This window comes from Micromonospora sp. NPDC051296, from assembly GCF_040682255.1.
GTDB lineage: Bacteria > Actinomycetota > Actinomycetes > Mycobacteriales > Micromonosporaceae > Micromonospora > Micromonospora craterilacus.
The window spans coordinates 1-10,354 of the sequence record NZ_JBFBAO010000163.1; the positions used below are offsets into that span (position 1 = coordinate 1).

At 73.2% G+C, this 10,354-nt stretch carries 10 protein-coding genes and 1 pseudogene; 4 read left to right on the top strand and 7 right to left on the bottom strand.

The genetic code is table 11. The annotated features are described in order from the left end of the window. From AB0M52_RS18315 to AB0M52_RS18345, 7 genes are all read right to left on the bottom strand, one after another. A partial coding sequence (locus AB0M52_RS18315; RefSeq protein WP_363954741.1) for a uroporphyrinogen-III synthase occupies window positions 1–1,231 on the bottom strand: 1,231 nt, incomplete at its 3' end. Then, window positions 1,228–2,196 carry a hydroxymethylbilane synthase gene (gene hemC / locus AB0M52_RS18320; RefSeq protein ID WP_363954743.1) on the bottom strand — a complete coding sequence of 323 codons (969 nt, stop codon included), beginning with the start codon at window positions 2,194–2,196 and terminating at the stop codon, window positions 1,228–1,230. The genes hemC and AB0M52_RS18315, both read right to left, overlap by 4 nt. 76 nt (window positions 2,197–2,272) lie before the next feature. Then, complete coding sequence (locus AB0M52_RS18325; protein ID WP_363954746.1) at window positions 2,273–3,601, bottom strand: glutamyl-tRNA reductase; 1,329 nt, start codon at window positions 3,599–3,601, stop codon at window positions 2,273–2,275. Further along, complete coding sequence (locus AB0M52_RS18330; protein ID WP_363954752.1) at window positions 3,598–4,368, bottom strand: redox-sensing transcriptional repressor Rex; 771 nt, start codon at window positions 4,366–4,368, stop codon at window positions 3,598–3,600. Before AB0M52_RS18330 ends, AB0M52_RS18325 begins: the two co-directional genes overlap by 4 nt. A gap of 367 nt (window positions 4,369–4,735) precedes the next feature. Next, complete coding sequence (locus AB0M52_RS18335; RefSeq protein WP_363954755.1) at window positions 4,736–5,386, bottom strand: HAD hydrolase-like protein; 651 nt, start codon at window positions 5,384–5,386, stop codon at window positions 4,736–4,738. Window positions 5,387–5,408: 22 nt separating this feature from the next. Next, the gene (locus AB0M52_RS18340) at window positions 5,409–5,660 is read right to left on the bottom strand and encodes a glutaredoxin family protein (protein WP_363954758.1); all 252 of its coding nucleotides are present in this window, start codon (window positions 5,658–5,660) and stop codon (window positions 5,409–5,411) included. Next, on the bottom strand, window positions 5,653–7,323 hold the full coding sequence (locus AB0M52_RS18345) for an AMP-binding protein (RefSeq protein ID WP_363954761.1): 1,671 nt from the start codon (window positions 7,321–7,323) through the stop codon (window positions 5,653–5,655). The genes AB0M52_RS18340 and AB0M52_RS18345 overlap by 8 nt, the downstream gene beginning before the upstream one ends. A gap of 492 nt (window positions 7,324–7,815) precedes the next feature. Here AB0M52_RS18345 and AB0M52_RS18350 point away from each other — a divergent pair, with 492 nt between their 5' ends. From AB0M52_RS18350 to AB0M52_RS18365, 4 genes and pseudogenes are all read left to right on the top strand, one after another. Beyond that, on the top strand, window positions 7,816–7,962 hold the full coding sequence (locus tag AB0M52_RS18350) for a hypothetical protein (RefSeq protein ID WP_363954764.1): 147 nt from the start codon (window positions 7,816–7,818) through the stop codon (window positions 7,960–7,962). Then, window positions 7,959–8,906, top strand: coding sequence for an ECF subfamily RNA polymerase sigma factor, BldN family (locus AB0M52_RS18355; RefSeq protein ID WP_363954767.1), 948 nt, complete (start codon window positions 7,959–7,961; stop codon window positions 8,904–8,906). Before AB0M52_RS18350 ends, AB0M52_RS18355 begins: the two co-directional genes overlap by 4 nt. 286 nt (window positions 8,907–9,192) lie before the next feature. After that, entirely contained in the window at window positions 9,193–10,053 is an 861-nt protein-coding gene (locus AB0M52_RS18360; RefSeq protein WP_363954770.1) for a DUF5667 domain-containing protein, read from the top strand. Between the two features lie 150 nt (window positions 10,054–10,203). Further along, window positions 10,204–10,354: pseudogene (locus AB0M52_RS18365) on the top strand (HAD-IB family hydrolase); the annotation flags it as partial.

Below are 10,354 nucleotides of genomic sequence, written 5' to 3' on the forward strand. Positions count from 1 at the left end.
ACGCGGTCACGTCGTCGACCTCCCAGCCGCGCTCGGTGAGCCCGGCGGCGAGCGTCTCGGTGGCGATGTCAGCGCGCGGCAGCAGCACCCGGCCGACCGGGTCGAGCACCTCGTCGTGCGGCGAGAACTCGGCCAGCAGGCCCTCGGACGACTGGTCCCCGGCGGGGATCAGCTCCGGCTGGATGCCGAAGGCACGGACCGCGTCGGCGGTGGCCTCACCGATACAGGCGATCTTGACGCCGCCGAAGTGCCGGGCGTCCAGGCCGTGCTCGGCGAACTTCTCCCAGACCGCCCGTACCGCGTTGACCGAAGTGAAGATCACCCAGGCGTACCGGCCGTCGACCAGGCCCTTGACCGCGCGCTCCATCTGGGCCGGGGTACGCGGCGGCTCCACCGCGATGGTCGGCACCTCGCACGGGATCGCCCCGTACGCGCGCAGCCGGGCACTCATCGCACCGGCCTGCTCCTTGGTCCGGGGGACCAGGACCTTCCAGCCGTACAGCGGGCGGTTCTCCCACCAGCTGAGCTTGTCCCGCTGGCCCACGCCGTCGCCGACGGTCAGCACGACCCGGCCGGTGAAGCCGAGCGCCGCCGCGACGAAGGAGTCCACGCTCGACGTGGTGGTGTACTGCGTCTCCCCGGTGCCGTCCCCGGTCACGCCGACGCCGGTGGCGCCGTCCACCCCGGCGGCCAGCAGCCCGTCCCGGATCGCGGCGAGGTCACCGGCGTCCACCGCGAGCGCCAGCGAGCCGCGCTGCACGGCCGCGGCCAGCGCGTCGAAGTCCAGGGTGCTGACGTCCTCGACGTCGGCGGCGGTGCGTACGCCCGGCAGCGGCACGCCCGCGTAGGTGGCCACCCCCTCGGCCTGGCCGACCCCGGGCACCACCTCGAAGTGCGCGGCGGTACGTGCCACCGCCTGCACCTCCTTGACCACGGAGTCGTGGCCGAACGGGTCGCCGGCCACCAGGTGCACCGCGTTCTGCCCGGAACGGGCGGCTGAGATCAACACCTTCGCCACATCGCCCGGCGCGCCTTCCGCCGGGGTGAACTGGGCATCCTCCCTGGCCTCGGCCCGGACGGCGTCGAGCAGCGACTCGGGGACTCCCCGGTCGTACACCACCTGGTCGGCGTCGACCAGGGCGTCGTGCGCCCGGCGGGTCAGCAGGCCCGGGTCGCCGGGGCCGGCCCCGACGAACGCGATGCGGCCTACGGGCTTACGGGTGCGGGTCATTCTGTGCTCCCAAATTGCTGGGTCCCCGGGCCGTCGTGTCCTTGCGGGCCGAGGATCGAGTCGGCGCCGAGGTCGAGGAGTTCGGCGGCGAGTGCCTTACCGATCTCCGCCGCGTCGGCGGGCGTTCCGGTGCGGGACAGCCGGATATCACGGGTGCCGTCCGGGCTGATCACCGCCCCGCGCAGGTAGATCTCCTCGCCGACGTCGCCTTCGGCGAGTTCGGCGTAGGCGGCGACCGGTGCGGAGCATCCGGCCTCCAGGGTGGCCAGCATCGCCCGCTCCGCGATGACCGCGGCGCGGGACGGTGCGTGGTCGAGCATGCCGAGCAGCTCGACCAGATCCGGGTCGTCGACCCGGCACTCCACGGCCAGCGCACCCTGGGCGGGCGCCGGCAGCATCAGCATCGGGTCGAGCGTCTCGGTGATCACGTCGGTCCGGTCGAGGCGGGCCAGCCCCGCCCGGGCCAGAACGACCGCGTCCAGGTCGGCCTCCGGGCCGAGCACCCGGCCCAGCCGGGTGTCGACGTTGCCCCGGATCGAGGTGACCGTCAACTGGAGGCCCAGCGCGTGCAGCTGGGCGATCCGGCGCAGCGCGCCGGTGCCGACGTTCGCTCCGGGAGCGAGTTCGGCCAGCGTCCGGCCGTCCCGCGCGACGAGCGCGTCGCGCGGGTCCTGCCGCGGTGGCACCGCCGCGATGTGCAGCCCCGCGGCGGTCGCGGTGGGCAGGTCCTTGTACGAGTGGACGGCGAAGTCGATGGTCCCGGCGACCAGCGCGTCGCGCAGCGCGGAGACGAACACGCCGACACCGAGCCGGTGCACCGGGGCGGTCGACTGGTCACCGGCGGTGACCACCTCGACCAGTTCGACCGGGCGCCCGGTACGGGCGGTCAGGGCGTCGGCGACCTGCCCGGACTGGGCCATCGCCAGCTTGCTGCCCCGGGTACCGAGGCGCAGCGGGGCGCTCATGCCGGCACTCCGCTTCGCTGCGTGCCAGCATGAGGCACCGAAACGCTGTGTTGCTGATTCGCTCGCTGGCGCTCGCTCATCGCTCACCTCCGGCGGGTGGGGTGATGTCGGGGACGGTGTCCACCGGGGAGGTCTGCGGGACCTGGAGGTCGAACAGCTCGCGCAGCAGGGCCGCGTACTGGTCGCCGCCGGGTTCCGCGGCGAGCTGGCGGACCCGTACGGTCGGCTGGTGCAGCAGCCGCTGGACCACCCGGTGCACGGTGCGGGCCACCTCGGCCCGCTGCTCGTCGGTGAGGTCGGGACGGCGCTGTGCGAGCCGCCGGAGCTCAGCGGTGACCACGTCGTCGGCCCGGCCGCGCAGGGCGGCGACGGTCGGCGCCACGTCGGCGCCGCGCAGCCAGGTGAGGAAGGACTCGACCTCGCCGGCCACGATCCGCTCGACGGCGGCGGCGTCCGCGGCGGCCGGCCCGTCGGCGAGCAGCGCCGCCATCCGGTCGATGTCGATCACCTCGACGCCGGGCAGCTCGGCCACGCCGGGCCCGACGTCGCGCGGTACGGCCAGGTCGAGCAGGACCAGCGGCCCTCGGCCGGGGTCGCGATCGGCCACCGCGGCGGCGACGACGTCATGGGTGAGGACCGGCTCCGTGGACGCGGTCGCGGCCACTACGATGTCCACTGTGGAGAGAGTGTCGGCCAGTTCGGCCATCGGCCGCGCGCCGGCACCGTACGACTCGGCCAGCCGGACGGCCCGGTCGGCGCTCCGGTTGGCCACGGTCAGCGGCCCGGCGCCGAGCCGGGACAGCGTCGCCACGCCCAGCGAGCCCATCGCCCCGGCCCCGACGACCAGGGCCGGGCGGCCAGCCAGATCGTTGTCGAGGTGGCCGGCGGCGAGCCCCAGCGCGGCGGTGACCACGCTCTGGCCGGCCCGGTCGATGCCGGTCTCGGAGTGGGCCCGCTTGCCGACCCGCAACGCCTGTTGCATCAACTCGTGCAGCAGCCGGCCGGCGGTGTCCGCCCCGCTGGCCCAGTGGTAGGCGTCCCGGAGTTGGCCGAGGATCTGTGCCTCGCCGATCACCATCGAGTCCAGGCCGGCGGCGACCCGGAAGACGTGGCCCACGGCGGCGGAGTCGAAGTGCACGTAGAGGTGGTTGGCCAGCGCGGTCGGCTGACAGCCCGCCTGCTCGGCGAGGACGGCGCAGATGTCACCGAGACCGCCGTGGAAGCCGGAGACCGCCGCGTAGACCTCCACCCGGTTGCAGGTGGAGACCAGCACGGCCTCGCTCACGTACGGTTGCGCGACCAGACGGTCCAGGGTGCGGCTGAGGCCGGTCGGGGACACCGCGAGCCGTTCCAGGGTGGCGACCGGTGCGGTGCGGTAGGACGCGCCGACGACGAGGAGTTTCACGTGCCGATCGCCTCCTGGCTCTCGGTGACCGCGAGACCGCCCGGCAGGGCGGTGAGGGCGGACCCACTGGCGGCGGGGAGCGCGGTCAGGGATGCCTTGCGGTGCTCGTGGAACGACAGGATCTGCAGCTCGATGGCGAGGTCGACCTTGCGCACGTCGACCCCGTCGGGAACCGAGAGTACGCACGGCGCGAAGTTCAGGATGCTGGTCACGCCGACGGCCACCAACTGGTCGGCGACCCGCTGGGCCGCCGCCGCGGGGGTGGCGATGACGCCGATCGCGATCGACTCCTCGGCCGCCACCCGGGGCAGCTCGTCGACGTGCTGCACGACCAGGCCGTTGATCTCCTCGCCGACCCGCGCGGGGTCGGCGTCGAGCAGGGCGGCGATCCGGAAGCCCCGGCCGGCGAAGCCGTCGTAGCCGGCCAGCGCGTGACCGAGGTTACCCACGCCCACCAGGGCGACCGCCCGGCGCTGGGTGAGGCCGAGCACGTACTCGATCTGCTCGATCAGCAGCGCCACGTCGTAGCCGACGCCCCGGGTGCCGTACGAGCCGAGGTGGGACAGATCCTTGCGGAGCTTGGCCGAGTTCACCCCGGCGGCATTGGCCAGCCCCTCGCTGGAAATCGTCTCGTTGCCGGTTTCGGCGAGATTGTGCAGGGCACGGAGGTACTCGGGGAGCCGGGCCACCGTCGCCTCGGGCAGGTCCGGGAGCGCCGGTACGGCACCGGCGCGGCCGGGCGTGCCTGGGTGACGGTGCTGACTCATGAGACTCCGTGCGGTGCGATCCTCGACCAACTCCACCGGTCGGCCGTTTCGGGACTCCCGCTGGCGACCGAAATTGCCGGCTGTGCTAGCAGGGCGCGTCGGAATTACAGAGTAGGCGCTTGTGAACACGTGCACAAATCGCGATCTTGTCGGCACGCCCCGCGCCCCCACCAGCCCCTCCATCCGACAAGATCGACCGGCGACCCTCGCCACGACCACCCACGCGATTATTACTCAATCCCGACTTCTCTGACTAATCACACGCGGCCTCATGCCCATTGCAAATGGTTGATCATGAAGTTATTGCCCGACACGCCGATTCGGAGCGCAACAACTTCATGATCGACAAGAGGTGGCGCGGGGTGGGCTAGGGGAGGGTGGTGGCGAGGGTCACCGCCTCGACGAGGGTGTCGGCCACCGGGTGGCCGGAGGCGTCCAGGCGGGCCCGGTCGGTGAAGCCGCCGGCGTACAGGACGGCGCGACCACCGACGGAGAGCGCCGCGTCGGCGTCGTCGATCGAGTCGCCGATCAGCACCGCCGACCGCCCGGCCACGCCGATCTCGTCAAGATGCCGCGCCAGCGACTCGGCCTTGTGGTCGCCGCCGACCTCGGCCCGCAGCCCGTCCACCCGGGTGAAACGCCCGGTCAGCCCGTACGTCCGGACCGCGGGCACCAGCTCGTCGTGGAACCACATGGACAGCAACGACTGGCTGCCCGGCCAGGCCGCCATCGCGTCCACGGCGTCGAGAGCCAGCTCACAGGTGGTCATACCGAGGCGGTACGCGTCGTGGAAGATCTTGTCCAGCCGGCCGAACGCCTCGTCGTTGACCGCCCGGCCGAGCACCTCCGCGTAGTAGTCGGCGATCGGCCGACGGAACCGCACCCGGTGCTCCTGGGCCGTGACGGTCGGCCCACCCTGGCTGGCGAATACCGCGTTGGTGCAGGCCACCACCAGGTCGAGATCGTTGAGCAGGGTGCCGTTCCAGTCCCACACCAGGTGGGGGCGAGCAGGGGTCATCGCCGCACCCTATCCGGGAACGCTACAGCTGCGGGGTGGTCAGGTCGCGCAGCAGCCGCTCCTCCTCGACCCGCCAGTAGCCGTGTTCCTTACCGTCCAGCAGCACCACCGGCAGCCGGTCGCCGTACTCGCGTTCCAGCTCGACGTCGCCGCTGACGTCCCACTCGATCCACCGGTCGCCGGTGACCGCGACCACCCGGTCGAGTGCCGCCTTGGCGTCCTCGCACAGGTGGCAGCCGGGACGGGTGATCAGGGTCAGGCGGGGCTCACGCATCGGTCTCCTCCGTCGTGCCGGCCGGTGCCGGCTGGTCGGTCTCGGGCGGTGCCGCCGGGTGCGGTGCCACCGGCCGCACCCCGTCCGGTGCGTCCGGCCGCGGCCGGAGCAGGGTCTTGCGTACCTTCCCGATCGCCGAGCGGGGCAGCACATCGACGAACTCGACGTCGGTCGGGCACTTGAACCTGGCCAGGTTACGGGCGCAGTGGGCGATCAGCTCCGCACCGGTCGTCCGCTGCCCCGACACCGCCACCACGTACGCCCGGACAGTCTCCCCGGTCCTCGGGTGCGGCAACCCGACTACCGCCGACTCCGCCACCCCCGGATGCGCCGAGAGCACCAGCTCCACCTCGTGCGGATACACGTTGAAGCCGTTGACCAGGATCAGCTCGCCGAGCCGGTCCACCAGGAAGAGGTCCCCGTCGGCGTCCGCGTACGCGATGTCCCCGGTGGCCCACCAGCCGGTCTCGTCCGCCCCGCCTGCGCCGTCCGGCCAGTACCCGGAGAACAGGTTCGCCCCGCGCACCACGATCTGGCCCGGGTCGGTGCCGGCGGCGGGGTCGGACAGGTCCAGCTCGTCCGGGTCGTCGTCGGGCACGGCGAGGCCGTCGCGCCACAGGTCGGCCCCGTCCGCCCCGACCAGCCGCAGCTCGACCCCGGGCAACGGGCGGCCGATCGAGCCGGCCTTGGGCACCCCGCCGACCAGGGTCGAGGTGAGCACCGGCGCGGTCTCGGTAAGGCCGTACCCGATGTGCACCGGTCGCCCGGTGGCCCCGGCGAAGCGCGCCGCGTCCGCCGGCTCCAAAGGTGCCGCGCCGCAGACCACCACCCGCACGGCGGCCATCGCCGCGGCGAGGGTGTCGGCGTCCGCCCGGGCCCAGGTCTGCACCATCGACGGTACGCCGACCAGCACGCTGACCCGGTGCCGGGCGATCTCGCCGAGCGCCGCGTCGGGGCCCGGATCGTCGACGAGCACTCCGGTCGCGCCATGGTGGAGTACCGCTCCGAGCCCCGCGTTCAGTCCGTACGCATGGAACAGCGGCAGCGCCAGCAGGACGGTGTCCTCCGGGCCGACCACCGGCGGATCGATGCCACCGACCTGCTCGTGGTTGGCCGCCAGGGCGCCGTGCGAGAGCATGGCGCCCTTGGGCCAGCCCTCGGTGCCGGAGGTGTAGATCAGCACCGCCAGGTCGTCGGCGCCCCGAGCGGGAAAGGTCTCGTCGCCCTCGTCGGTCGTCGGAGGGGCGGTGTGCACCGCGCTGAGCGTGGGCAGGTCGGCCGCGGCCACCAGATCGCGGATCCGCTCGGTGCAGATCAGCACGGACGCGCCCGAGTCGACCAGGACGTGTCGCAGTTCCCGGCCGGTGAGGCCGGGGTTCACCGGCACCGCGGTCAACCCGGCCCGCAGCGCGCCGAGCAGGCTGACCACGAACTCCGGCGAGTTGGGTAGTGCCATCGCGACCCGCGCCGGTCGGCCCGTCGCGTCGGCGGGTGGCGCCTCGCGGGCCAGCGCCCGGGCGACCTGGGTCACCGTCTCGTCCAGTTCGGACCAGGTGATCGCCCGGCCTTGCCAGTGCAGCGCGGGCTTGCCAGCATGGGTCACCGCCGCCCGGCGGAGGCGGTCGGCGAGGGTCGGCCCGTTGCCGTCGGCTGCGTCCTGCACGGTGGCTGAGTCTGGCACAGCACGACCCGGCCGGCCATGCCTCGCGGCCACCAGGCGGGCGTCCGGTGGCATCCGATCACGTCGGATGCCGCGCGTCCTACGACGACAACCGCGACCGGGGCGCGGGGGGCACGGCACAGTCCCATGCACGGAACTCCACCAGGGTCACCGAGGGTGCGGGACGGACGCAGCGGAAGGTCGCGGCCGCAGCCGGGCCGGAGCGCCGGGCAGGCCGCGCCAGCGCCCGGTCGCGCGTCGGGCGACGCCCATCCACCATCAGCCTGAACTGCGATTCCACTACGGACCAGCCGAAAAGCTGGTTGTCAACCACACCCGACGGACAACCGGTCCGCCAGGTGTGCGACCCGCCGGTAAATACTTCGGCCCTGTGTAACGGACTTGCCACGCGCGGGTGACGTTGGCCCTATCATCACTCGGGTCGGCTCACCCCATTTGCCGTGAGTCGACACCCCTCGGCCCGAGGAGGCCCCCGTGCCCGTCAGTGCATTGGACCAGCACCTCAAGGGGATCTGCCGCCCGGCGGCACACCCCGGAGCCGCCCTGCCCGGCGGCGACCCGACCGGTCGGCCGGCCACCGCCGACCCGGTGGCGGACGGCGGAACGGAGGCGGCGCGATGACCACCTTCGGCTTCGCGCACCGCCCGGTGCGCCTGTCCGGTCCTGCGGCCCGGACCCCGGTCAACGAACGCGGCGGCGCGCACGGCCCGCAGGACGCGACGGGCAACCTCACCGTCCGGGGCGAGGGCGCCGCGCGGCGGGTGGGCAGCCGACCACACCAGAACGAGCCACCACACCGAACACCGGTGCCGGGCGGCAACGCGATGCCGGCCGGCGGCCGGGTCGCCTCCCCGAACCGGCCGACGATGCCGGCCCAGGCGCGGCGGAGCGGCGACGCGCCGGTCACCGAACTGTCGGCGTCCGAGACCGCGGTGCTTCCCGCGGTGACCGCCTCGGCCGGCACGTCCACCGGGTTCCCGAGCCGGCCCGACCCGTCAGATCCGGCCACCGAGGTCTGGGGCCTGGTCGAACGCGCCCAGGCCGGTGAGGCAGAGGCGTTCGGGCTGATCTACGACCGCTACGTCGACACCGTCTTCCGCTTCGTCTACTTCCGGGTCGGCAACCGGCAACTCGCCGAGGACCTCACCTCCGACACGTTCCTGCGGGCCCTCAAGCGGATCGGCAGCTTCACCTGGCAGGGCCGCGACCTCGGAGCCTGGTTGGTCACCATCGCGCGCAACCTCGTCGCCGACCACTTCAAGTCGGGCCGGTACCGACTGGAGGTGACCACCGGCGACGTGCTCGATGCCGACCGCGAGGACCGCGGCCCGGAGGGCAGCCCGGAATCGGCAGTGGTGGAACACATCACCAACGTCACCCTGCTGACGGCCGTCAAGCGACTCAATCCCGAGCAGCAGGAGTGCATCGTGCTCCGCTTCCTCCAAGGCTTCTCGGTGGCGGAGACGGCCCGGGCGATGGGGAAGAACGAGGGCGCGATCAAGGCCCTGCAGTACCGGGCGGTACGGGCTCTGGCGCGGCTGCTCCCGGACGGCTTCCAGCCGTAAACCGGGCATCGCGGCGCAATCCCCACCAACCGCGTCCGGGCAGCTCAGCGCCCATCTCACGGCGTGACGGCAATCACTTTGCGTAATTTCGCCACCGTCCGGCCCGTAACCCGGCCCCGGTACGGCGCGTTTCTCCGGGTGCGACCGGTGACAGTCCGGGAACCCCCGGCCCTACGGATTACGGGCGGCGGCGCCAACGGCGACCTCCGTCGTGCTGTCACGTGGTCATCGGTCGCTGGCGGTGACCGCGGCCGACCGGCCGCGACCAGCGAGAGGAGGTGCCGCGGTGGACAACGCCCTCTTCTCCCGTCGGCGCGCCGAGCGCTTCGCGCAGCTTGTCGACGAAGCGAACGGTGGCCGACGCCATCATCTCCGATCCCAGGTCGATGACCAACTCGCGCCGCTCGTCGCGCTCAGCCGGCAGCTCGGCAGCAACCCGCCGGCGGCCGAAGTGGATCAGGAGTTCCGGACCGGCCTGCGGGCGATGCTGCTGGCGACCGCCGCTCGGGAGGGCATCGGCGCGCCCGCTGCCCCGCAGCCAGCTGAGAAGACCAGCGCCGGCCGGGGTTCGCTGTTGCCGGCCGTCACCGCCCGCCGGGCCCGCGCCCGGGGCGCGATCCTGGTCGGCATCGCGGCCGGCGCCATCGCCGTCTCCGGCATCTCGGCCGCGAGCGAGAACGCCGTACCGGGGGACGCGCTCTACGGCATGAAGCGCGGCACCGAGCGGGCCCAGCTCGCGCTCACCGGCTCCGACATCAGCCGGGGCCAGCTCTTCCTCGACTTCGCCCGTACCCGTTTGGCGGAGGCGTCCGCGTTGCGGGGCAGCCGGGCCGGGTACAGCGCGGTACTGGACGACATGGACGCCGACACCCGGCAGGGCGTACGCCTGCTGACCGGAGCCGCGGCGCAGCGTTCGGATCCAGCGGCGCTGGACACGGTCGACACCTTCGTCACCCGGCAGCGCCGGGCGCTCGACCCGCTGACGGATCGCGGGTCCCGGGCGGACCAGGAGCGCACCGCCCAGTCGCTGGCCCTGCTGACGTCGGTCGCCGAGCGCGCCGACGCGCTGCGCGCCGCCATCGCCTGCGGCCGACCGGCCACCACCACCAGCGACTTCCTCGGCCCCACCCCCGGCACCTGCCCCTGATCAGGTCGGCAACGCACGCCACACCGGCACCGGCGGCTGGTGCCGCCGGTGCCGGCTACCCTCGCTAAGGGCCTGTGTCGAAGTCCTCGGTCGAGCCGAGGCGGCGTTCAGGCGGCGGTCCGACAAGGCGGGCGACGTGAGGGGGAACGGGTGGCGCGCAGCCGCAAGGTGACCGTCAGCACCGATGTGCGCGGGCACACCGCAGGTTGGGCGCAGACCGATCCGGCTCCCCCGGCAGCGCCCGACCCGAGCGCCGCGGCCTTCTTCGACGTGGACAACACGATGATGCAGGGCGCCTCGA

Bases quoted from the DNA above. Each gene is read 5' to 3' on its own strand.
- AB0M52_RS18340 (WP_363954758.1), bottom strand. From the start codon at position 5,660: ATGCGTGAGCCCCGCCTGACCCTGATCACCCGTCCCGGCTGCCACCTG.
- AB0M52_RS18330 (WP_363954752.1), bottom strand. From the start codon at position 4,368: ATGAGTCAGCACCGTCACCCAGGCACGCCCGGCCGCGCCGGTGCCGTA.
- AB0M52_RS18335 (WP_363954755.1), bottom strand. From the start codon at position 5,386: ATGACCCCTGCTCGCCCCCACCTGGTGTGGGACTGGAACGGCACCCTG.
- hemC (WP_363954743.1), bottom strand. From the start codon at position 2,196: ATGAGCGCCCCGCTGCGCCTCGGTACCCGGGGCAGCAAGCTGGCGATG.
- AB0M52_RS18355 (WP_363954767.1), top strand. From the start codon at position 7,959: ATGACCACCTTCGGCTTCGCGCACCGCCCGGTGCGCCTGTCCGGTCCT.